The 21939-nt window shown below is 52.5% G+C and carries 24 protein-coding genes; 22 read left to right on the top strand and 2 right to left on the bottom strand.

Features of this window, described 5'->3' with window-relative positions:
• Window positions 1-50: 50 nt before the first annotated feature.
• Window positions 51-1871, bottom strand: coding sequence for a glutamine--fructose-6-phosphate transaminase (isomerizing) (glmS, locus tag QO008_RS00770; RefSeq protein ID WP_307383416.1), 1821 nt, complete (start codon window positions 1869-1871; stop codon window positions 51-53).
• Window positions 1872-2222: 351 nt separating this feature from the next.
• On the opposite strand from glmS, the gene QO008_RS00775 reads away from it, so the two are divergent.
• The 20 genes from QO008_RS00775 to pyrR all read left to right on the top strand — a co-directional run bounded on the left by QO008_RS00775 (window position 2223) and on the right by pyrR (window position 19494).
• Window positions 2223-2972, top strand: a complete 750-nt coding sequence (locus tag QO008_RS00775; RefSeq protein WP_269471183.1) for a peptidylprolyl isomerase — start codon at window positions 2223-2225, stop codon at window positions 2970-2972.
• A gap of 138 nt (window positions 2973-3110) precedes the next feature.
• A complete protein-coding gene (locus tag QO008_RS00780; RefSeq protein WP_307383421.1) occupies window positions 3111-4451 on the top strand; it encodes a GTP pyrophosphokinase in 1341 nt (446 codons plus the stop codon).
• Window positions 4452-4469: 18 nt separating this feature from the next.
• Window positions 4470-4964, top strand: coding sequence for a peptide-methionine (S)-S-oxide reductase MsrA (msrA, locus tag QO008_RS00785; protein WP_307383424.1), 495 nt, complete (start codon window positions 4470-4472; stop codon window positions 4962-4964).
• Between the two features lie 45 nt (window positions 4965-5009).
• Complete coding sequence (locus QO008_RS00790) at window positions 5010-6449, top strand: aminoacyl-histidine dipeptidase (protein ID WP_307383428.1); 1440 nt, start codon at window positions 5010-5012, stop codon at window positions 6447-6449.
• Window positions 6450-6453: 4 nt separating this feature from the next.
• Window positions 6454-6771, top strand: a complete 318-nt coding sequence (locus QO008_RS00795) for a DUF1292 domain-containing protein (protein ID WP_126465268.1) — start codon at window positions 6454-6456, stop codon at window positions 6769-6771.
• Window positions 6771-7733 carry a TIGR01212 family radical SAM protein gene (locus tag QO008_RS00800; RefSeq protein WP_126465270.1) on the top strand — a complete coding sequence of 321 codons (963 nt, stop codon included), beginning with the start codon at window positions 6771-6773 and terminating at the stop codon, window positions 7731-7733. Before QO008_RS00795 ends, QO008_RS00800 begins: the two co-directional genes overlap by 1 nt.
• Window positions 7708-8133, top strand: coding sequence for a hypothetical protein (locus QO008_RS00805; protein WP_126465272.1), 426 nt, complete (start codon window positions 7708-7710; stop codon window positions 8131-8133). Before QO008_RS00800 ends, QO008_RS00805 begins: the two co-directional genes overlap by 26 nt.
• A gap of 97 nt (window positions 8134-8230) precedes the next feature.
• On the top strand, window positions 8231-8809 hold the full coding sequence (locus tag QO008_RS00810) for a DUF6648 family protein (RefSeq protein WP_126465274.1): 579 nt from the start codon (window positions 8231-8233) through the stop codon (window positions 8807-8809).
• A 23-nt stretch (window positions 8810-8832) separates the two neighbouring features.
• Window positions 8833-10065: a serine hydroxymethyltransferase gene (locus tag QO008_RS00815; RefSeq protein ID WP_307383431.1), complete on the top strand. Its 1233-nt coding sequence runs from the start codon at window positions 8833-8835 to the stop codon at window positions 10063-10065.
• Window positions 10066-10114: 49 nt separating this feature from the next.
• Window positions 10115-11458: a DUF512 domain-containing protein gene (locus QO008_RS00820; RefSeq protein ID WP_307383433.1), complete on the top strand. Its 1344-nt coding sequence runs from the start codon at window positions 10115-10117 to the stop codon at window positions 11456-11458.
• Window positions 11451-12758, top strand: a complete 1308-nt coding sequence (gene der / locus QO008_RS00825) for a ribosome biogenesis GTPase Der (protein WP_126465279.1) — start codon at window positions 11451-11453, stop codon at window positions 12756-12758. The genes QO008_RS00820 and der overlap by 8 nt, the downstream gene beginning before the upstream one ends.
• Entirely contained in the window at window positions 12755-13348 is a 594-nt protein-coding gene (gene plsY / locus QO008_RS00830) for a glycerol-3-phosphate 1-O-acyltransferase PlsY (protein ID WP_307383435.1), read from the top strand. The genes der and plsY overlap by 4 nt, the downstream gene beginning before the upstream one ends.
• Window positions 13345-14349, top strand: coding sequence for an NAD(P)H-dependent glycerol-3-phosphate dehydrogenase (locus QO008_RS00835; RefSeq protein ID WP_307383437.1), 1005 nt, complete (start codon window positions 13345-13347; stop codon window positions 14347-14349). The genes plsY and QO008_RS00835 overlap by 4 nt, the downstream gene beginning before the upstream one ends.
• Window positions 14346-15638, top strand: coding sequence for an HlyD family efflux transporter periplasmic adaptor subunit (locus tag QO008_RS00840; protein ID WP_307383440.1), 1293 nt, complete (start codon window positions 14346-14348; stop codon window positions 15636-15638). Before QO008_RS00835 ends, QO008_RS00840 begins: the two co-directional genes overlap by 4 nt.
• Before the next feature lie 19 nt (window positions 15639-15657).
• Window positions 15658-16347 carry a YggS family pyridoxal phosphate-dependent enzyme gene (locus QO008_RS00845; RefSeq protein ID WP_307383442.1) on the top strand — a complete coding sequence of 230 codons (690 nt, stop codon included), beginning with the start codon at window positions 15658-15660 and terminating at the stop codon, window positions 16345-16347.
• 10 nt (window positions 16348-16357) lie between these two features.
• Window positions 16358-16834: a cell division protein SepF gene (locus QO008_RS00850; protein WP_126465289.1), complete on the top strand. Its 477-nt coding sequence runs from the start codon at window positions 16358-16360 to the stop codon at window positions 16832-16834.
• Window positions 16835-16890: 56 nt separating this feature from the next.
• Complete coding sequence (locus tag QO008_RS00855) at window positions 16891-17610, top strand: YlmH/Sll1252 family protein (RefSeq protein WP_126465291.1); 720 nt, start codon at window positions 16891-16893, stop codon at window positions 17608-17610.
• A 6-nt stretch (window positions 17611-17616) separates the two neighbouring features.
• Window positions 17617-18081 carry a signal peptidase II gene (gene lspA, locus QO008_RS00860; RefSeq protein ID WP_126465293.1) on the top strand — a complete coding sequence of 155 codons (465 nt, stop codon included), beginning with the start codon at window positions 17617-17619 and terminating at the stop codon, window positions 18079-18081.
• Window positions 18074-18976, top strand: a complete 903-nt coding sequence (locus QO008_RS00865; protein WP_307383450.1) for an RluA family pseudouridine synthase — start codon at window positions 18074-18076, stop codon at window positions 18974-18976. Before lspA ends, QO008_RS00865 begins: the two co-directional genes overlap by 8 nt.
• Window positions 18961-19494 (top strand): bifunctional pyr operon transcriptional regulator/uracil phosphoribosyltransferase PyrR, encoded by a 534-nt coding sequence (gene pyrR / locus QO008_RS00870; RefSeq protein ID WP_307383453.1) that lies wholly within the window; start codon window positions 18961-18963, stop codon window positions 19492-19494. Before QO008_RS00865 ends, pyrR begins: the two co-directional genes overlap by 16 nt.
• A gap of 18 nt (window positions 19495-19512) precedes the next feature.
• On the opposite strand, the gene QO008_RS00875 is transcribed toward pyrR, so the two are convergent.
• Window positions 19513-20238: an MTAP family purine nucleoside phosphorylase gene (locus tag QO008_RS00875; RefSeq protein ID WP_126465298.1), complete on the bottom strand. Its 726-nt coding sequence runs from the start codon at window positions 20236-20238 to the stop codon at window positions 19513-19515.
• A 59-nt stretch (window positions 20239-20297) separates the two neighbouring features.
• On the opposite strand from QO008_RS00875, the gene QO008_RS00880 reads away from it, so the two are divergent.
• Both QO008_RS00880 and QO008_RS00885 read left to right on the top strand, forming a co-directional pair.
• Window positions 20298-21356, top strand: a complete 1059-nt coding sequence (locus QO008_RS00880) for a s-methyl-5-thioribose-1-phosphate isomerase (protein ID WP_307383456.1) — start codon at window positions 20298-20300, stop codon at window positions 21354-21356.
• Between the two features lie 3 nt (window positions 21357-21359).
• The gene (locus QO008_RS00885) at window positions 21360-21929 is read left to right on the top strand and encodes an HD domain-containing protein (protein ID WP_307383459.1); all 570 of its coding nucleotides are present in this window, start codon (window positions 21360-21362) and stop codon (window positions 21927-21929) included.
• The last annotated feature ends 10 nt before the right edge of the window (window positions 21930-21939 follow it).

Genomic DNA, 21939 nt, shown 5'->3' on the forward strand with positions numbered 1-21939 from the left:
GGTACGAACCCATTTCGGTTCGTACCGTTTTTTTGTGTGTCGATACGGATTTATTCGACGGTGACGGATTTTGCCAAGTTCCTCGGCTTGTCCACGTCGTTGCCCAACAGAACGCTGACCTTATAGGCGAGGATCTGTTGCGGCAGTACCGCGAGTATGGGCGCATAGAGATCCGAGATCGAGGGGATGCGCACGGTGGCATCGGCGACCTCGTCGATCATGCCGGCGACTTCGTCGGTGATGACGATGGTATAGGCGCCCCGCGCCTTCACTTCCTTGATGTTCGAAATGCTCTTTTCCACCAATTCGGATTGGGTAATCAGGGTAACCACCGGCAGATTTTCTTCGATAAGGGCGATGCTTCCGTGTTTCAGCTCGCCCGCCGGCATGGATTGCGCGTGGATATAGGAGATCTCTTTGAGTTTCAGAGCCCCTTCCTTGGCGCTCAAATAGTCGATGCCGCGGCCGAGATAGAAGACGGCATCGTGCTTGGCGAGGCGCTTTGCGATGTCGTCCAGCGCGTCGGTATCTTGCAAGAATGTCTCGATTTGCGCGGGTACTTCGCTGAGTTCTTCGATGGCGAGCTTGACGGCGTCACGGTCGTAGGTGCCGAGTTTATGGCCGAAGTCCAAAGCCAACAGATACAAGCTCAAGAGCTGGGTGGAATAGGCCTTCGTACTGGCGACGGAGATTTCTGGACCCGCGTCGCAGTAGATGACCTTGTCGCTTTCGCGGTCCACGCTCGAGCCCACCACATTGGTGACGGAGAGGACTTTGGCGCCCCGGAGTTTTGCCTCGCGGAGCACCGCCAGGGTGTCGCCGGTTTCGCCGGATTGGCTTACGACGATCAAGAGACTCTTTTCGTTCAAGAACGGCATGTCGTAGCGGAATTCCGAGGCGATCTGTGCCGTGATTTCTTGTTGTAAGGCGTCCTCCAATGCGCGTTTTCCGACTTGGCAGGCGTGAAAAGCGGTGCCGCAGGCGGACATATAGATATGGTCGAAGGACTCGATCTCTTCTTTGGTAAAGGATTGTTCGCCCAGGTCGATAAATCCGTCGGTCACCTTGCGGCGCAGGCAGTCTTCCAGCGCCTTGGGCTGTTCGTGGATTTCCTTCATCATATAGTGCTCGAAGCCTTCCTTGCCGGCACTTTCGGGGCTCCACTCGACGGTGGTGATTTCTTTTGTGACGGGCTGTCCGTCCTTAAAGATTTCGTATCGGCCGTCTTGGATCACGACCAGTTCGTCGTTTTCCAAGTAGATGACATCGCGCGTGTAGTCCAAGAGCGCGGGTACATCCGATGCGGCAAAGACGCCGTCCTCTGCGATACCCAGGATCAGGGGCGATTCGCGTCGCGTGACGACGAGTTTGTCGGGGTCCTCGGGCGAGAGCACCGCGAGACTGAAGGTGCCGCGGAGCGCTTTGACAGCTTCTGCCACGGCCTCTTCCAAATTGCCGTCGAGTTTGGATTCGATCAGATTCGCGACGACCTCCGTATCCGTATCGGAATAGAAGGTATAGCCGGCCTCTAAAAGGCTATTTTTCAGGCTTTGGTAGTTTTCGATAATGCCGTTGTGTACCACCGCCACGCGTTGATGGGTGCTGATATGGGGGTGGGCATTTTCTTCGCTGGGCACCCCGTGGGTCGCCCAACGGGTATGTCCGATGCCCGTCGTACCGCCGAGGGGTTCTGCTTCGAGCTTCTCTTCGAGTGCCTCGAGTCGCCCTGCCGCCTTGGCGATGCGCAGCTTTTTGTCTTCGATGACGGCGATCCCCGCGCTGTCGTATCCGCGGTATTCTAATTTTTCCAATCCGTTGATAATGCGTTCCTGTGCATTTTTCGAGCCGTTAAAGGCCACGATTCCACACATATTTTCCTCCTAAAATTCAGGGAGCTGCTGTGTCGATTTTGTGCGCGAATTGCTCCGCGTTTTGTACGACACTGAGGTTGCAGACCTATGAAGCATCCGCCGATAACTCGATCACTTCATTCCTCGTCCACCCGAAGGGTGCTGGCGCTGTAATTTGTTCTCCCTTTTATTTTATATCGGACCTTTTCCGATATAATGTGAACTATTATACCATAGGGCGATACGAGTTGAAAATATCCGACTTCTTGACTGCGTTTTCTCCAATTGATATGATTACAAAGTATGAAATCTGCGGCGATACACCCGAGCATTTCTAAGCATATACCGCGAATGAGTAAACAGGAGGAAAAAATGACCGAAGAAAATAAAGTACTGGCGAGCATCGACAATGTAGATATCCACGAATCCGATGTCGACGCCTATCTACAAAGTATGAATCCCCAAATGGCAATCCAATTTCAAGGGGAAGAGGGAAAGAAACACATTCTCGACGAATTGATCCGCCAAGAGCTCTTATTAAAAGATGCCCTGGATACGAAAATGGACGAAGAAGAAGAATTTCAAAAGGTATTGGCAGACACCAAGAAATCTCTGTTAAAGTCCTATAACTTCTCCAAGACCATCGAAGGGGCACAGATCGACGAAGCCGAAGCCATCGACTTCTACGAGAAGAACAAGCAGTTCTTCAAACAGCCCGCCTCCGTTCGCGCGTCCCATATCCTCGTCGAAGGAGAAGACGAGGCCAAAGAAATCGCAGAAGCGATCAAAGGCGGCGCGGATTTCGAGGAACTTGCCAAAGAAAAATCCATCTGCCCGTCGAAAGAGCGTGGCGGAGATCTGGGCAGCTTCGGCCGCGGTCAAATGGTGCCGGAATTCGACGAAAAGGTGTTCTCGATGAAAGACGGAGAGATTTCCGAACCCGTCAAGACCCAATTCGGTTACCACATTATTAAGCGCGTCGAGGGCAACGAAGAACAAGAGCGCAGTTTCGACGATGCCCGCGACGATATTCGCATGGAATTGATGCGCAGAAAACAACAAGAACTGTATTTGAACAAGGTCAATGCCCTGGAAAAGAAATACAATGTCGTTCGCAAGTAATCGCGACAAAGACTCGAAGGATTTTTCTTCGGGTCTTTTTGTTTTGTCTAAGGCGGCGAGGGAAAAGGAGCGAAAAGCGCGATAGGACATCGTTTGCAGGGGCGGTTTGTGATATAATACTCCCGTCAGGAGGAAATTATGGATTTAGATTTATTTTCATATATAGACGCCGCCACCGGCCTGTTGGAAGCCAATTGCGAACATATGGGAGATTTGGCCGGGGAGTTGGAGCGTTTTTTTGTTGCGGAATTCGGAGAAATAGACAGTTTTCTGAGTATTAATTCGCGGCTGAAATCGCCGCAATCCCTGCAGGAAAAGATCATCCGCAACAATCTCTATCTCGAATACAAAGACGCGGAAGAGATGTATCGAAATATTCAAGACATCATCGGGATCCGCATCGAATGCCGATTCACAGAGGATGAAATCGATCTCTACTACGCCATTCGTTCCGCATTTTATATGGCGAACGGGGACGGCTATTACCGCACGCCGGAAAACGCGCGTATTTTTTTGGATCTGGATACGCCACAGCCGATGGTCCAAAAAAACGGATTCGGGATTTATAAATTGGACGGCTATATTGTAGACGGCACACATCCGGTAAAGTTCGAGCTGCAGATCAAGTCTTTGGTCAATGTATTTTGGGGAGAGATCGACCACAAAGTCCTCTACAAAAATTTTAATTATATGCTGACCGAAAACTTCTTCCACGATATTATGCACTCGATTAAAGACAATTTGTCGATGATCGACCGTCAGCTGCGAATCCTCTACCAGCACGTCAACGAGATGGATTCTTCGGCGGAGCTGAGCAATCGCATGCAGGTAAAAAGCCTTCTGTCGAAGATCATCCACGATATTTTCGTCGGCAAGATTCACAGGGATTTGGGCTTTGTCATCGACTTTAACGAGACGTCGGATATTCTGGTCGAATACCTTTATTTTAAGTGTAAGGTGTTGATGAACTACGATTACGGCGAAAACTTCATCCGCCTGCTCAACCGCATCAATCGACTCGCCGAAGAGGAGTTTCGCATCGGCGAAGCACTGGTGTTCGACAGAGTGCCGGTGTTCGATACGCCCTTTACCGAAAAAGTAGGCGGTGCGGTATACGAGATCGTCAACAAAGAATTTGGATGGAATTTGTTTTTTAAGATCATCTCCGAAGTTGAGCAAAGCGACCCGCGTACGGATTTCGAAGGATTTTTCCGCTATATGGAGCATTTCATTCAGGAACGCATTCGCAAAGAGATCGACCCGAGCGATGTATCGGCGGAAGAATTCGACGAGATCGAGGCCTTTATACTGGATTGTTTTGCGAGAAATTTCGTCAAAGACCCTTCCATGAATTACGTATTGATGCAGTGTTTTCGGTTTGCACCCCATTCTTTGACGCAGGTATTTCGCAATATCGAAGATTACGATCACTTCCTCCAGGATAAAAAGAGAATAGAACGCACATTGTTATCACAGTGAGTAGAAATGGAGGGGCGTATGAAACGCATAGTCTTGGCCGGCGGTTGCTTTTGGGGCGTGGAGGAGTATTTTCAAAGGACCCCGGGCGTGATAGACACCGAGGTGGGCTATGTCAATTCGAACATTCCCGATCCCAGCTACGAAGAGGTCTGTGCCGGAAAGAGCAAGGCGGCGGAAGGGGTACGGATCGACTACGACGAAAGCGTGCTTTCCACCGAGGCGCTATTGGATCACTTTTACGAGATCATAGATCCCTTCAGCTATCATCGCCAGGGCATGGACATCGGCCGGCAGTATCGAACCGGGATCTATTATCCGAAGGGTGACGACGAGCTGGCATCGCTCTACAAGGCGGACAGAGACAGAAGGCAGGCGGCATGGGAGCGGACGATTCGCGTAGAAATCGAGCCCTTGGAGAACTTTTATAAGGCGGAGGAATACCACCAGTGGTATCTTCAGAAAAATCCCGGCGGCTATTGCCATGTCCCGCTCCCGGAGAATCGCCAAAAGTGATGACGAAGCGGGGGTTTTCGTGTAATATAAAGGGGAGGTGATATTGTGATAAAAGGTTTACAGGGAAACTTCCCGGTTTTACAAAATTTTGCCACCATCACGGACATTCCGCGGTGCAGCAAAGAAGAAGGACAGATTCGCGACTTTCTCGTCCGCTGGGCAAAAGAGCGCGGTCTCGAAGTCATGGTCGATGAGATTCAAAATGTCATCGTGAAAAAGCCCGCCTCTCTAGGCTACGAGGACGAACCGACCGTGATCTTACAGGGCCATATGGATATGGTCTGTGAGGCAAAAAAAGGACATGTCCACGATTTTTGCAAAGATCCCATCGAGGCGAAGGTAGACGGCGATTTTATCGTCGCCGAAAATACGACCTTGGGCGCCGACAACGGGATTGCCGTGGCGATGATGATGGCAGTGCTCGAGGGCGACTTCGAGCATCCGGCTCTGGAGTGTCTGTTCACCGTCGATGAAGAGACCGGAATGACCGGGGCCATCAACGTGGATGGGTCGCTCCTTTCGGGAAGAACCCTGATCAATCTGGACTCCGAGGACGAAGGCGTAATCACCGTAGGTTGCGCCGGTGGTCTGGTCAACAATATTGCAATTCGAAAAGCGTATAAAGAATCGGATTCGGACGCCTTTTTAGAGGTCGCCTTCGGCGGATTTGTCGGCGGCCACTCCGGACAGGATATCGACGACGAACGCGGAAACCCCATCCTGCAACTGGCACGCGTGTTAAAAGAGGCGGCTGATATGGTGGACTTCGACCTGGCAGATTTTTCCGGCGGTTCCAAACCCAATGCCATCCCGCGAGATGCGGAGGCGATCGTCGCGGTTAAGGCCGCCGACAAAGACGCGTTGATCGAGGCGCTCCATACAAATGCGGACATCGTCGCTTCGGAATTTAAGGCGACCGATCCCGACATTCACCTGGAAATTTCGGATGCCGAACCGAAAAAAGTGCTCTCCGATGCCGTAAAAGACGGCATTTTAGGGTATCTCTTAACTGCCCCCAACGGCGTCAACACATTTAGCAAAAAGATCGATGGCATGGTAGAATCCTCTACCAATATCGGCGTGGCGAAAAACGACGACGAACGCATCGTATTCACCTCGCAAATTCGAAGCGATGTGGAGACGAAGATTCGAGAAATTGCGCTGAAAAACCGCACGGCCGGTGAAATGGCGGGCGCCGAATACGAGGAACTCTCGGCGTATCCCGCATGGGAATATGCCGAAACATCGTCCCTACGCGAAAAGGCGAAGGAACTCTGGAAATCGATGTACGGGGAAGAACCCGTCGTAGAAACGATCCACGCCGGGCTGGAATGCGGCCTTTTGCAAGATGCCATCGGCAAGATGGACATGATCTCCGTCGGTCCGGATATGTCCGGCGTGCATGCCCCGGGAGAGAAACTTTCGATCTCGTCTACAGAGCGGTTTTATGAATATTTACTGGCTCTATTGAAACTGAAAGGATAAGAACATGGCACACGATCACAATCACGATCACCAACACGAAGGGGAAGAGCTCGACGTAATCACCCTTACCCTCGAAGACGACAGCGAGTTGGACTGCGCCGTCATCGGGGTGTTTGAATTCGAGGACAAAGAATATATCGCATTGATGCCGCTCGACGGCGATGAGATCGACGAAGACGCATCCGTATTGATCTACGAATACGACGAAATCGACGAAAACGAGATGGAACTGGTCTTTATCGAAGAGGAAGATCGATTCAACAAGGTCGCCGAAGAGTTTGAACGCCTGTTTGCCGAAGACGTGGAAGAGCAAGGTGTATAATCGTAGATACGCGTAAAAAAGAGCCGTACCGGAGTTTCAGCGCCTATACCCGAGACGTCTTCAAAAAGAAGGTCTATAAGGTGCCCATCCACCTCAAGGGATCTTGTCCCAATCGGGATGGCACCAAGGGCACAGGCGGCTGTATCTTTTGCGGCGAAGAGGGCGGAAGTTTTGAGTGGATCGGCGGCAGCATTCAGGATCAGTTCGAAGAGAACAAAGAGCGGATGCGAAAGAGATACCGTGCGGAAGGCTTTATCGCCTACTTTCAAAACTTTACGGGCACCTATCTGCCCCTCGAACAATTTCGCGCCAATCTAGAGGCGGTGCCGAAAGAGGATTTGGCGGGTGTGTCGATCTCTACGCGGCCGGACTGCGTGGACGATGCGTACCTCGCCTGTGCAAAGTCGGTATTTCCCCATACGCCGGTGACCTTCGAATTGGGGCTGCAGAGCGCAAATCCCCGGTCTTTAGAAATCCTAAATCGGGGCCATACGGTGCAGGACTTTATCGATGCGGCCCAAAGAATCAAGGCGGCGGACATCCGCCTTTCGGTGCATATGATTTTGGACTTGCCCTTCGACGGGCGCGACGACATCGTTCGCGGCGCCGAACTGATGAACGCGGTGGCAGCCGATGAGGTAAAAATCCACAATCTCTACGTGCCGAAGGGGACGAAGTTGGCAGAGATGTATCAAGACGGCAGTTTTGTACCGGTTCCCATGGAAGAGTTTATCGAGAGGTGTATCTTGTTTTTGGAACATCTCGACCCCGATATCGTCATCGGTAGGCTGTTGGGCCGTGCACCGGAAAAAGACGTGCTCTTCGCAAATTGGAACCGCAGTTGGTATTATATACGCGACGAAATCGTGCGTAGAATGGAAGTAAGCAATAGGGTGCAGGGATCGAAGTTCTCTGCGGAACAGAAAGGACGAGAACATGATTCAATATATTTTGGGCGCTAAAGGAGCCGGCAAGACCAAATGGCTGATCGACCACGCCAACGAAGATCTACACGGCGGAAATGGCAACATCGCCTTTGTAGAGGTCGACGACGATCACATTTTCAGCCTCGACTACAATGTGCGCCTGATCAACGCCACCGAATACGGTTTGGAAAACCTCGATCAATTCTACGGTTTTCTCTGCGGCATGCTCGCCATGGATTACGACTTGGAAAAGATCTACGTAGACGGTATCTACAAGGTTCTCGACTTGTCCGTAGAAGACCTAGAAACCTTGCGCGAACGCCTGGAGGCATTGGACATCGAAAATCGAGAGATCTATATCAATGTCGATTATGTCGAATCCGAGATTCCCGACGCGTTAAAGGAATATGCACAGGAAGTATCGCTAGAGGCGTAAGCGCTTAGGCAGGGGGACGGTATGGGAAACCAAAAGAAATTTATTCGCATTGTAGCCATCGTGCTCTGCGTAGGGATGTTGTTGCCGGTATTGATCAATGCGTTCTTATAAAGAAGACGTATTGTATATGGAGCCGGTCTGCGACAAGTGGTTCGAGCATTTTTTAGAGAGAAGGAATGCGCTGATCGCCGCCTATGAGCGGGGCGATCTCGACAAAAAGGAATTCCTGGAATGCAATCTCCGGGACTTAAACAACAGCAATGTGCGTCCTTTTCTCGTGATCGATCGCCTGGAAAAGGGGATCTTTAACTACCAATATTTCAATGCCCTGGCAAAAAGTTACCGCATGGAGGCGCGTAAGGCGCGCATAAAGCCGAGGTCCAATCGGAAGTACTGCCGCTGTCTGTCCCTGGCGAACAAATACTACGGGAAAAAAGACGAAACGATATTGGAGATTTTGGAGTTTATGGAGTTTCGGGAAGTGTACGGCTACTTTGTCCACTGCGCGGGCAAAAATCTGGATGGACGCCTCTTTGAGATCGTCTTTCCGGCGTATCCCGAATTTATTCTTCACTCCACATCGAAAAAAATATACGACGCTTTGCTTCGCAACGAAGCATTCCTCGAAGAGACGCTGCGTTCGAAGATCGAAAGCTATATCAACGACAGATACTGAAATTTGACGAAAAGAGGTACACTGTGGAATATAAGCATCTGAAGGCGACGGATCCGGAGATTTACGAGCTGATCCTGCGCGAAACCGAACGACAACAAAGTCACATCGAACTGATCGCTTCGGAAAACTTTGTTTCCGAGGCGGTGATGGAAGCCATGGGATCACCTCTGACCAATAAATACGCCGAAGGATTGCCCGGCGCGCGCTATTACGGCGGCTGCGAAGTGGTCGATCAGGCGGAACAGCTGGCGATCGGCCGGCTCAAGGCACTCTACGGGGCGGATCATGCGAATGTGCAACCCCACAGCGGTGCCAACGCCAATATGGCGGTCTTTTTGGGACTGTTAAAACCCGGGGAGCGGGTGCTGGGGATGAATCTCAGCCACGGGGGACACTTGTCCCACGGCTCGCCGGTGAATATCTCCGGAAAGTATTTCGACGTGGTGGACTACGGCGTCGATCCGGATACGGAGCGGATCGACTACGACGCCTTTGCGGAAGCGGTCAAGAAATATGCGCCGAAGCTCGTTATCGCCGGCGCCTCGGCCTACCCGAGAAAGATCGACTTCGAACGAATGGCGAAGGTCGTAAAAGAAAGCGGCGCATACTTTATGGTCGATATGGCGCATATCGCGGGGCTGGTCGCATCGGGGCTGCACCAAAACCCGGTGGAATTTGCGGATGTCGTCACCACGACGACCCACAAGACCCTGCGGGGGCCCAGGGGCGGTGCCATCCTATGTACCGAATCTCTTGCAAAGACCATCGACAAGGCGGTGTTCCCCGGTCTGCAGGGCGGGCCTTTGGAGCATATCATCGCGGCAAAAGCGGTGGCATTTCACGAGGCGAATACCCCGGAATTTAAGGCGTATAGCCGACAAATCATCGACAATGCCAAGGCGATGGAAGCGGTGTTTACGGAAAACGGGGTGCGCCTCGTATCGGGCGGAACTGACAACCACCTGCTCCTCTTGGACGTGCGGTCTTTGGGGTTGACGGGAAAGGATGCCGAAGCGCTCCTCAATGCCAACGGCCTTGCGGTCAACAAAAACACAATTCCTTTCGATCCGGAAAAACCCATGGTCACCAGCGGTATTCGAATCGGAACACCGGCGATTACCACACTGGGCGCAAAAGAAGAAGATGCGGCGTTTGTGGCGCAGATCATGGTGGATGTCTTGAAAAAAGAGATCAGCGAAGAAGAAGCAAAGGATCGCGTCAAGCAATTCTGCGAAAAATTCCCTCTTTACAAGTAAAATGGTTGGAAAGGACTCTACCCGGAGTCCTTTTCTATTTGGAGGTACAATGAACCCATACGAAATCGATATCGTCCACAGCCAACTGAATACCATCCGCTCCGTCGATCGCGGCTCCATCGGAGAGGAGCTGGAGCTCGAAGCGGGAGATCGGGTGATCGCCATCAACGACGAGCGCATTCTCGACGTCATCGACTATCGCTACCAGATGGAAAACGAATATATTACCCTGGCGGTGGAAAAAGCAAATGGCGAGCGGATCCTGTTCGACATCGAAAAGGACCCGTCCGAGGACTTGGGGCTAAATTTTGTGACCCCGCTCCTGGACCGGCAAAAGACCTGTTCCAATCGCTGTGTGTTCTGCTTTATCGATCAAATGCCTCCGAATATGCGGGACAGCCTATATATCAAAGACGACGATTCGCGGCTTTCCTTTTTGCAGGGAAACTACATCACCCTCACGAATTTGCGCGAGGCGGACTTCGAGCGCATGATCCGCTATAAGCTCAGTCCGGTCAATGTATCGGTTCACGCCACCGATCCCGCGCTCAGGGTCGAACTTCTGAAGAATCCTTCGACGGGAAAGATTATGGATCACTTGCGGCGGCTCGCCGAGGCGGGCATCGTCGTCAATGCGCAGATCGTCTTGGTGCCCGGGAAAAACGACGGCGAAGCGCTGAAACAGACCCTTCGGGATCTGTGGTCGCTTTGGCCGCAGGTCTGTTCCGTCGCCTTGGTCCCCGTAGGCGTTACCCGGTTTCGCGAAGGACTCGATCCGCTTCCTACCTTTGAAAAAGAAAGCGCCGCGTCAGTGATTCAAATCGCGGAGTCTTTCGGCGAAGGTGCCTATCACAAGAGCGGAAGCCATTGGGTCTACGCCTCCGACGAATTCTATTTGATCGCCGAAAAACCCCTTCCCGAAGAAGCCTATTACGACGGCTATCCCCAGTACGAAAACGGCGTGGGGTTGATGCGTTCTTTCTACGACGAGTTTGAGCAGGCGCTACACGATGCGGCGAGAAACTATCGCGGTAAAATCACATTGGCGACGGGAGAATACGCCGCGCCGATGTTTCGGAGGATCGCGGAAGCGATTCGCGAAAAATTTCCCGATATAGAGCTTGAAGTCGTCGGCATAAAAAATATGTTTTTCGGCGACACCGTAAAAGTCGCGGGCCTTTTGACCGCAGAAGACGTATACGCTCAATTGAAAGGGCCAAATCGCGATGTTATAATGTTACCTATGTCGATGTTTCGCCGGGATAAAATGATTACCTTGGACGATCAGACCGCGAAGGAGATGGAAGCGGTGCTGAACGCCCGCTTACTCCCGGTGGACAATGACGGAGCGAAGTTTTTAAATACCATCTTGGAGGTGAGCGCTGTTGGATAGACCGGTCGTATGCATACTCGGCAGGCCCAATGTAGGCAAGAGTACTTTATTTAACGCCCTGACGGGTTCGAAGATTTCGATAACCGAAGATACCCCCGGCGTGACTCGCGACAGAATCTATGCGAAAGCGAGATGGCTGGACCGCGAGTTTACGCTGATCGACACGGGCGGATTGGATCCCGGATCCGACGAAATATTTATGCCGGAAATCCTCGCGCAGGCGGAGGTCGCCGTGGAACACGCCCAGGTGATTCTGTTTGTGGTCGACGGCAAAGAAGGCCTTACCTCTATGGACAGAGAAGTCGCAAGCTATATTCGAAAGTTCGGCAAAAAAATCATCCTCGTCGTCAACAAGATGGACGCCAAACAGTCCCGCGACCACATGTATGATTTTTACGAACTCGCCCTGGGAGAGCCCTATGTCATCAGCGCGGAACAGAACCGGGGGATCGGAGATCTGTTGGATGCGACCATCGAATCCTTCCCGCCGGCAGAGACGGAATTTGCGGGGGACGAGATCAAGGTCGCCTTTATCGGAAAGCCCAATGCGGGCAAGTCTTCTTTGGTGAACCGCATCTTGGGGCAGGAGCGTTCGATCGTCACCAATATCCCCGGCACTACCCGCGATTCGATCCACTCGTTCTTCGAATACGAAGATACTGAATACGTTCTGATCGACACGGCGGGGCTCAGAAAGCGAAAGAAGATCAACGAAAAGGTAGAGCGATATTCCGCGGTCCGCACCCTTAGGAGCATCGAAATGGCCGATGTCTGCGTGCTCTTAATCGATGCCGTGGAGGGGGTCAGTGAACAGGATTCCAAGATTGCGGGCTTTGCCCACGACAATCAAAAGGCGATGATTATCGCGGTCAACAAATGGGATGCGATTGAAAAAGAGAACCATACCATGAAGACCTACGAGATGGAAATCCGCCGCGAGTTGCCGTTTTTGAACTATGCGCCGATGATCTTTATATCGGCAAAGACGGGAACGAGGGTCAATAAATTGTTGGATTTGATCCACGTGGTCAACAACAATTACTCCCTCCGGATTCAGACCGGCGTATTAAACGACATTATGAACCGAGCGGTGCTGATGAACCAGCCGCCGTCGGATAAGGGCAAGCGCGGAAAACTCTATTACGCCTCCCAAGTGTCGGCGAGACCGCCGAAGATCGTGCTGTCAGTGAACGACAAGGAACTGTTCCATTTCACCTATCTGCGTTTTTTGGAAAATCAAATCCGCATGGCCTACCGTTTTGACGGGGTGCCCATTATTATGGAGTTGAGGAATCGATGAAGACGGCCATCGTCTTATTCTTGTCTTATTTGATCGGATCGATCTCCGGATCGTATATTATCGGCAAGTTGCTTCGCGGCACCGACATCCGAGAGCACGGAAGCGGCAATGCCGGCACGACCAATGCGATTCGCGTGATGGGAAAAAAATTGGGTTATCTGACCTTTTTCATTGACGTCGTAAAGGGCGTGGCGGTAATGTTGTTTTTGGCGCCCCTATTGGCGCCCGAGCTGCGACTGTTTGCAGGTGTCTTTGTGGTATTGGGGCACGACTTTCCCTTCTACCTGCGCTTTCGCGGGGGAAAGGGCATAGCCACCACCTTGGGCGCCTGGGGAATTCTGCATCCCGTCTTTGCCGCAGTGAGTGCGGCGATCGGCGTGATTTGCGCCCTGGCGACGCGCTATGTAAGCGTCGGCTCGATGTGTTTTTTATCGGCGATTTCGATCGCAATGATTTGGACTTATAGCGCGACGCCGTGGAATGTCGTCGCCGTCGTCGTTCTCTGGATCTTGGGTTTTGTGCGGCATCGCAGCAATATCGACCGCCTAAGACGGGGAACGGAAAAGAGAATCGGAGGGAATTCGCAATGAAGATCGCAATTATCGGTTGCGGGAGTTGGGGCAGTGCCATCGGAAATATATTGGCGGATTTGGGACGAGAAGTGCATATGTATACGCGCAATGCGGCGCAGTATCGGCGCATATCCGAAAAACGGGACAATCCCGGCTATCTGGAGGATTTTCGCTTTCACGATTCGATCCGCTTTCATCGTTCTATCGAAGAGGCGATAGAAGAGGCGGACGGCATCGTCCTCGCCGTGCCCACCGCCGCGGTGCGCGAATGCCTCAAAGAGATCGCGAAGTTGGACAGTTCCGCGCGCATTATCAATCTGGCGAAGGGGCTCGAGCAAGGCAGCGGCTTGCGCCTTTCCGAGGTGGCGGCGGAGGTCCTGCCGGAAAATCCCTATATCGTGCTATCCGGCCCTTCCCACGCGGAAGAAGTGGCGAAGTTTAAGCCTACCACCGTCGTGGTCTGCTCCGCCCGGGAAGAAGACATTTTGTGGGCACAGGATCTCTTTTCCCACGACAGTCTGCGGGTCTACGCCCAAGACGACATGATCGGCGTCGAGATCGGCGGCGCTCTGAAAAACATCATCGCCCTGGGGGCCGGCCTGTCCGACGGACTCGGATTCGGCGACAATACCAAAGCGGCGCTGATGACCCGGGGTCTGACCGAAATTCAGAGGATCGGCATCGCCCTGGGCGCGAACGCCATCACCTTTCAGGGGCTTACCGGCGTGGGCGACTTGATCGTAACCTGTACCAGCGTCCACAGCAGAAATTGGAAGTTCGGCAATCTGATCGGATCGGGTTACGACGCCGAATCCGCCATGGAGAAGGTGGGCATGGTGGTGGAAGGCTACAAGACCACCAAGGCCGCCTATGATCTGAGCCGAAAGATGGGGATCGAAATGCCCATCACCGAAAAACTATATGGCGTGCTGTATGAAGGGGCAGATCCCGAAAAGGCCGTGCAGGATCTGATGCTTCGGCCCGTAAAACACGAAAACGAGAAGATCTATCTGCTATGACGAAGCGAGGCGGAACCCGCAAAAAAATAGAAAAAAAGCGGAGGTCGCGCAGGATCCGGCGGCGCGTTCTCTTGTTTCTCGTGCTCCTTTTGTTCCTATCCGGTGCGGGTTACGGCATCTATTATCACATCACCCATCGCCTGGGCACCGTATACCCCACCCAGATCAAATATCGGGATGTGGTGCGCGATAAGGGCTATCTGATCTACGAAGAGGATACGGTCTTTACCAAGGGTAACGGCATCGCGATCTACAATGTCCGGGAGGGCAAAAAAGTCCCCAAGGGACATGTGGTGGCGAATATCAATGTGATGAACGACAATTCCGAGATCAAGGACCGCCTGATCAAGGTCAATGCGGCGATCGACTTTAAGAACGACCGGAAAAACAAGGACAAATCGGAAGACCTGACGAAAGAAGACGTCAATGTGATCCGCAATATCCAGCGATTTATTCGAGACGAGGACGGCGAAAAGCTGATCTCCTCGATCAATACCCTAGATCTCAGGACCAAGCCTGCGGTAAATGTATCGGAATTGAACGAGCTCTTAAAGCTATCGCCCGATGCACTGGAGGAACAAAGAAATATCCTTACCGAAAAAATCGCCACTACAAATTCGGATTACAAGGCCCCGATCTCCGGGATTATCAGCTATCGATTTGACGATCTTCGGGGCGCACTCTCGCCGAAAAAAGACGATTCGGTCTTTACCACCGCCTATTTGAAGGGCCTCAAGCTCACGCCGATTGAGCGCGGCGAAAATCGGGTCAAGGAGGACCACGCTTTTTTCCGCTCCATCGGAGACACCGAGTATAAAGTCGCCTTGTCCGTCGAAGATTTGCGACTGCTCCCCGAGGGCGAGAATAAGCGTTTGGACGTGCGCATCGGGAATGTGACCGCAAAGGGCGAGATCGAATCGGTGAACCGCGAGGGAAGAGGCGGTGTGGTAATATTACGATTACAAGACAAATTACAGGAAGTTTACGCCCCGCGGGTGCAAGAGGTTACAATAATTAAAAGCGAAGAACCCGCCTATGCCGTGCCGAAAGAATGTATCGTTCGGGGACCTGACGGCGAAACGGGTGTCTATGCGGACGCGATTCGGGGATTTGTAAAGTTCGTTCCCGTATCGGTCTTATCTCGCGATGCGAAGCGTGCTTATCTTCGCGTGGGCGATGCAGACGGCCGGATTTTGGTTGCAAAAGGCGACAAAAAACCGACCGTTTCCGCAGACGATGCGATCGTCCTGAAGCCGAACAAGGTCGATAAGACGCGCGTCATTTATTGATGGAGAAAGGAAAGTATACATGTCGGAAATCGGCGAGAGGATCAGCCGTGTAAAAGAAGAAATAGAAGAAGCCCGAAGTCACAGTATAACGGGAGAGCCGGTGGAGTTGATCGCCGTCACAAAAACCCATGACGTCAAGACCATACGAGAGGCGATCGTCGCCGGCGCCACCGATATCGGCGAGAACAAGGTGCAGGAGCTCCGAGGAAAGATCGAAGAAATCGGTCCCGAGGTCCGTTACCATATGATTGGCAACTTGCAGTCGAATAAGGTAAAATATATTTATCAAGATGTAGTCTTGATTCATTCTTTGGACCGGAAGTCCCTGGCTAAGGAGATCGAAAAGCGCGCCCAACAGACGAACGACATCGTGCGATGCCTGTTGGAGGTCAATATCGGCAGGGAGTCGTCTAAAGGCGGTCTTCTGTTCGAAAAGGTCCTGCCCTTTTTGGAATCCATCCTCGACTATTCCCATATCAAGATCGACGGATTGATGACGGTAGCCCCTGCTGTAGACGATGAAAACTACTTACGGGCATTGTTTCGAAAGATGTTTGCTCTCAAAGAGGATATCGCCCTCAGAAATTACAAAGACGTGGATATGAAGTACTTATCGATGGGGATGAGTAATGATTTTCCGATAGCGATCGAAGAGGGAGCGAATATGGTACGCATCGGCAGTCGGATTTTCGGCGCCCGCACGTATTAAGGAGGAGATTATGGCAGATTTTGCAGACAAGCTGAAAAAAGCCTTTGGCTTCGGCGAGGATTACGAATACGACGACGAATACGAATACGATGACGACGAGAAATTCCAGACCACGGAAGTGGAACCCGTTACCGCACAACAAGTGCAAAAGCCGGTAAGTTCCACCACGCGTCGCAAGGACAACGGCAGCGTATTGAGCATTCAAACGAAGGCGGCAATGGTGATTACCGTTCACGAACCGCTGAGCTACGACGAATCTCCCAAGATCGTAGACGATCTGAAGGAAAACAAAGCCGTCGTCTTGAACTTCGAACAGCTGGATCTGGAAGTCAAACGAGAAATATTCGACTTCGTTAACGGCGCTTTGTACGCCATCGAAGGCAAGATTCAAAAGGTCAACAAGGACATTTTTATTCTCGCCCCGAACAATATCGCCATCGACGGCCTGAAGGAAGAACTGCAAAATTCCGGAATCTTCCCCTGGTAAGAATGACCGACAAAGACGAATTATTACAACATATTCAGGAAACTGAGAAAATCACTATGCTGCGTCATATACTCGATTTGCCGGAGATCGCTTCGAGGAATTTTACGGCGACAGATAGTGATTTTTTAGATCCATACGAACAAAGACTCGTCCGCGATCTTCTGCCCCATTTTCCCGAGGTCGAAGCACAATTTGTGCCGGCGGGAGAGAGGGAGCGAAAAGTCGTCCTATTTTGCCCGTACCCCGCGCCGGCAGAGGATGCCGTCAGCGTCCTCAAGGCGTCGGTGTCCGGACCGATCCCCGCGCATCGAGATATTCTGGGTTCTCTGTTGGGGCTTGGGATCGAACGGGCAAAGATCGGCGATATTGTGCCGAACGATGCGAGCTATGTGGTGGTCAAAAGAGAGATCGCGAATTTTCTTCTCGTGCACTGGAGAGAGATCGGGAATCAAAGGATTCAAGTCGAAGAGGTTCCCCTCGAGACGCTGCCGATCGAAGAAAAGAAGTGGCGCGCCTCTTCTGCGGTGGTGCAGTCGCCCCGATTGGATGCCGTGGTGCGGGCGATCACAAAACTCTCTCGCGACGAGGTGAAAAGTCGTATCGCAAAAGGGCTCGTGAAGGTCGACTTTCAGCCCATTCGAAAGACCCATTGGGAGATCCACGGCGGCGAATTGCTCTCGGTGCGGGGCTTCGGGCGGGCGAAGATCGGCGAGGAATTTCGACAGACGAAAAAGGGCAAGGTCCGGTTCGAATACGGCACGCTGCAGGAAAGTTAGGTGTATATGGTTACGATTGTTATATTGCTATTGATAGCAGCCGATCAGATCAGCAAATGGCTGGTACTCAATTTTTTGAAAGATGCCGGTTCGGTAGAGATCATTCCCGGATTTTTCCGGCTGCTCTATGTGGAAAACCGCGGCGCCGCCTTCGGCATCTTGCAGGACGGCAGGCCGCTATTTATCGTGGTTACGCTTTTGGTGATCGGCTTTTTGCTCTATGCCATCTATGGAAAAAACGAGGGGATACGCGGCATGGGCCGCATCGCCTTGGTGCTGATCCTCTCCGGTGCCGTGGGCAATTTTATCGACCGGTTGCGCCTCCACTATGTGGTGGATTTTTTGTCATTTCGCTTTTTCGGCCACGACTTTGCGGTCTTCAATTTGGCGGATACCATGATCGTAATCGGTACCGTGCTGTTGATGGTGCAAATCTTTAAGATGGATCGGGAGCCGAAGCGCCATGTCTGAGACCATATATGTATCGGAGGGCGGCAGTCGGCTGGACAAATACCTCACGGGGATTCTCTCGTTAAATCGCTCGCAGATTAAAAACGCCATCCTGGAAGGCCGTATTTTGGTCGACGGCGTGCAGAAAAAGGCGGGGTATACCCTGTCGGCGGGAGAATGTATCTCATATGAAGAAGCGACGCCCTATCGCTTGGAAGGAAAGGATCTCGGCGTTCGCGTTCTCTATGAAGACGACGATCTCGCGCTGGTGGAAAAACCCTACGGCATGGTCGTTCACCCCGGGGCGGCACGAGAAGAAGACACATTGGTGCATCATCTCCTTTGGCGATTTTCTTCGCTGGCGGAGGGGTCGGACCCCCTACGACCGGGCATCGTACATCGGCTGGACAAAGACACATCGGGCATTATGGCGATCGCAAAAACCGATCGCGCCTATACCGGCCTGGTGGAACTGTTTTCTGCGCGAAAGATCCGAAAGGAATACTACGCCCTCTGTCGCGGCAACATCCGCGAACCGGGCCGCATCGATGCGCCGATAGGGCGCGATCCCGCACAGAGGACGAGGATGGCCTGTGATGTCTATCCCTCTAAAGAGGCGCTTACCGCCTATACGCCCGTACGCGCCTTTGGGGAAGCGACCTTGCTTCGCGTGCGGATTTACACCGGAAGAACCCATCAGATTCGCGTGCATATGCGCCATATCGGACACCCCGTGGTGGGCGATCCGATTTACGGCATCCACGCGGATCGCAAGGGAAAATTGATGCTCCATAGTTACCGGCTGTCTTTTACACATCCGATTACGCAAGCACGCATCGACGGACGCTCGAAGTTACCGCGCAGATTTATCGCCTATTTTCGCAAACACGGAGGTGAACGATGCACAGGATTTTAGATGAGATCGCCATTCGCCGCGCTATCGCCCGCATCGCCAATGAAATCATCGAAAGAAATAAGGGCATCGAGGACATCGTATTGATGGGAATCGTAACCCGCGGCGTATATCTCGCCGAACGATTGCAAAAATCCATTCGAGAAATCGAGGGAAAAGACGTCCCCGTCTATGCGCTGAACGCCTCCTTCTTTCGGGACGACCGGCGGGATGCGGAATTTTTGCCCATGGAATTTATGGGAAAGATCGACGGAAAGCGCGTGGTCCTCGTCGACGACGTGTTGTTTACGGGCAGGACCGTTCGCGCCGCCATGGACGCCCTGATGGTGAAGGACCGGCCGCGTTCGGTGCAACTGGTGGGTTTGATCGACAGGGGGCACAGAGAGCTTCCCATTCGCGGCGATTTTATCGGAAAAAATGTACCCACTTCCCAATCGGAAAAGATTATCGTGCACTTAAAAGAACAGGACGGCGAGGACAGTGTCTACGTCGCCGACAAAGAAAAGGACTCGGAACATTGATTCCGGGTCCTTTTTGCATCAAAGCAGATCGATTTTTGCCGCGCGGGGCTCTGTCTTTTTTGTAAAGACCGCATCCACCGCCGCGACGATTTTTTCTCGAATCCGGGCCGAAGGGAGGATCTCCAAACTTTCGGCGACGCCGGTGCAGTAGTTTACGACGTGGCAGATGTTCGCATAATACATCCCCATCTCCTTGGCGAGCACCACTTCGGGCACATTTGTCATACCCACCACGTCTCCGCCGATGGAAGCGTAGAATCGAATTTCCGCCCGGCTTTCAAAGCGCGGCCCCTCGGTGGTGACATAGATGCCGCGGGGCAACTTTTCTCCATAGGCTTCCTCGAAGAGGCGATTGAGTTCTTCGTCGTAGGGCGCATCCATGGCGATGTGTTTCGCCACCGTCTCCGTGCCGTCGTAGAAGGTTGAAGGCCGGGTCTTGGTAAAGTCCAAAAAATCGTCCGTCAGCACGACGTCGTTGGGGGCATATTTCTTCTTCAAACTGCCGACGGCGCTGATCCCGTAGACTTCGGTGACGCCGATTTCGTGAAGCGCCCAGATATTCGCCTTATAGGGGACGACATGGGGCGGGATATTGTGACCGGTGCCGTGGCGCGAGACAAAAACATAGGGTTTGTCTTCGGGATACATTAACTTCGCCTCGCCGTAGGGCGTGGTCATAATTTCTTCTCTTGCGGGAGAAAACGGCGCTTCAAATCCCGTTCCTCCGATAATTCCATAGTGCATGATAACCTCGTTTCCTTTTCCTGAATATGTTACTATTATAATATATAGAGGGGGTTATTATGCAATTTGACCAAGATTTGGCATATATGTTACAGGCGGATCACGTCGCCCGGTACGAACAGGGCTGTGTCTATATATTGGACCGAAGAATTTATCCGATCCGCGTAGAATATGTGGCGTGCCGCGACCATATCGAAGTGCGCGACGCCCTCAGAAATATGGTGACCCAATCCGCCGGGCCCTATACGGCGGCGGCAATGGGGATGGCGCTTGCGGCGTACGAATCCCGTACTTTGCGGGGCGAAGAGCGTCTTTCCTATTTGCGGGAGGCGGCGTATACCATTTCCAACGCCCGTCCCACCACCGCCAATCGCATGGCGCAGGTGACCCAAGGGGCCCTCGCCATCGCCGAGGCGGCGATCGACGATCCCGATTTGGATCTAAAGATTCGTGACTACGGCATTCGATCCATGAAACAGCGCTACGACGCCATTCATACGGTGGCGAAGCATTTTATGGAGGTGATGCCGGATACGGGTACGGTGATGACCCAGTGCTTTGGCGAGACGATTATCGGCATGTTGGCGCGCGAGATTCGAAAGCGCGGAAAGGACATCTCGTTTGTCTGCCCCGAAACCCGGCCCTTTTTGCAGGGTGCGCGGTTTACCGCTTCGGTGCTTCAGGACATGGGCATCGACGTTACGGTCATCACCGACAATATGGTCTGCGCCTATATGGAAAATGTCGGCGTTGATATCTTCACCTCGGCCGCCGATTCCATCTGTATGGACGGCAGCATCGTAAACAAGGTGGGCACCCACCAGATCGCCATCGTGGCAAAGCACTTCGGCGTGCCCTATTATGCGACGGGCATTCCCGATATGGACATTGAAAATGCCGATGCGGTGACGATCGAGATGCGCGATCCCGAAGAGAGCCTAAGCTGCCACGGCATAAAGCATACGCTCGACGGGGTAAAGGGATGGTACCCGGCTTTTGACATCACGCCGCCGGAGGCGGTAACGGGCATCGTCACCGATTTGGGCATCTACGCCCCCGAAGATCTACAGCGCTATAAGGAAAGAAAGGGAGAGGGCGATTTTTATTTCGCCGTGTAGAGAATGAAAGATACACAGTTAGAAGAGAAGATCGAATTTATATATACGCTGGAACGGATGAAAAACGTCTATCGCCGCACGAAACTCTTGCACGAGGCGCGCTACGAAAACGACGCGGAACACAGCTTTCACATCGCCGCCATGGCGCATATTCTACGCGACTTTGCGCCGGAAGACGTGGATTTTGAGCGCGTGCTCCTATTGCTCTTGTACCACGATGTGGTGGAGATCGAGGCGGGAGACACCTTCGCCTACGATGCCGAGGGCAACAAGTCGAAATTGGAGCGGGAAATTCGCGCGGCGGACAACCTATTCGGCATCTTGCCGGAGGCGTCGGCGCGCAAGACGCGGGCGCTTTGGGACGAATTCGAAGCCCAAGAGACGCCCGAGTCCCATTTCGCCTTGGCGATGGACCGCATGCAGCCGATCCTTTTAAATGTCGCCACCGGCGGAAATTCCTGGAACGAACACGCCGTCAAGATGGAAGATGTACTCGTTCGCATGGAGCCCATTAAGCGGTATCCGGCGCTGTACGACTATATGTACGAGAAGGTATCCGCATTTTTCGAATAAAGGGGGCACA

Source organism: Aedoeadaptatus ivorii, from assembly GCF_030815095.1.
Lineage (GTDB): Bacteria > Bacillota > Clostridia > Tissierellales > Peptoniphilaceae > Aedoeadaptatus > Aedoeadaptatus ivorii.

Bases quoted from the DNA above. Each gene is read 5' to 3' on its own strand.
- glmS (WP_307383416.1), bottom strand. From the start codon at position 1,871: ATGTGTGGAATCGTGGCCTTTAACGGCTCGAAAAATGCACAGGAACGC.
- QO008_RS00775 (WP_269471183.1), top strand. From the start codon at position 2,223: ATGACCGAAGAAAATAAAGTACTGGCGAGCATCGACAATGTAGATATC.
- QO008_RS00780 (WP_307383421.1), top strand. From the start codon at position 3,111: ATGGATTTAGATTTATTTTCATATATAGACGCCGCCACCGGCCTGTTG.
- msrA (WP_307383424.1), top strand. From the start codon at position 4,470: ATGAAACGCATAGTCTTGGCCGGCGGTTGCTTTTGGGGCGTGGAGGAG.
- QO008_RS00795 (WP_126465268.1), top strand. From the start codon at position 6,454: ATGGCACACGATCACAATCACGATCACCAACACGAAGGGGAAGAGCTC.
- QO008_RS00805 (WP_126465272.1), top strand. From the start codon at position 7,708: ATGATTCAATATATTTTGGGCGCTAAAGGAGCCGGCAAGACCAAATGG.
- QO008_RS00810 (WP_126465274.1), top strand. From the start codon at position 8,231: ATGCGTTCTTATAAAGAAGACGTATTGTATATGGAGCCGGTCTGCGAC.
- QO008_RS00820 (WP_307383433.1), top strand. From the start codon at position 10,115: ATGAACCCATACGAAATCGATATCGTCCACAGCCAACTGAATACCATC.
- plsY (WP_307383435.1), top strand. From the start codon at position 12,755: ATGAAGACGGCCATCGTCTTATTCTTGTCTTATTTGATCGGATCGATC.
- QO008_RS00835 (WP_307383437.1), top strand. From the start codon at position 13,345: ATGAAGATCGCAATTATCGGTTGCGGGAGTTGGGGCAGTGCCATCGGA.
- QO008_RS00840 (WP_307383440.1), top strand. From the start codon at position 14,346: ATGACGAAGCGAGGCGGAACCCGCAAAAAAATAGAAAAAAAGCGGAGG.
- QO008_RS00845 (WP_307383442.1), top strand. From the start codon at position 15,658: ATGTCGGAAATCGGCGAGAGGATCAGCCGTGTAAAAGAAGAAATAGAA.
- QO008_RS00850 (WP_126465289.1), top strand. From the start codon at position 16,358: ATGGCAGATTTTGCAGACAAGCTGAAAAAAGCCTTTGGCTTCGGCGAG.
- QO008_RS00855 (WP_126465291.1), top strand. From the start codon at position 16,891: ATGCTGCGTCATATACTCGATTTGCCGGAGATCGCTTCGAGGAATTTT.
- lspA (WP_126465293.1), top strand. From the start codon at position 17,617: ATGGTTACGATTGTTATATTGCTATTGATAGCAGCCGATCAGATCAGC.
- QO008_RS00865 (WP_307383450.1), top strand. From the start codon at position 18,074: ATGTCTGAGACCATATATGTATCGGAGGGCGGCAGTCGGCTGGACAAA.
- pyrR (WP_307383453.1), top strand. From the start codon at position 18,961: ATGCACAGGATTTTAGATGAGATCGCCATTCGCCGCGCTATCGCCCGC.
- QO008_RS00875 (WP_126465298.1), bottom strand. From the start codon at position 20,238: ATGCACTATGGAATTATCGGAGGAACGGGATTTGAAGCGCCGTTTTCT.
- QO008_RS00880 (WP_307383456.1), top strand. From the start codon at position 20,298: ATGCAATTTGACCAAGATTTGGCATATATGTTACAGGCGGATCACGTC.
- QO008_RS00885 (WP_307383459.1), top strand. From the start codon at position 21,360: ATGAAAGATACACAGTTAGAAGAGAAGATCGAATTTATATATACGCTG.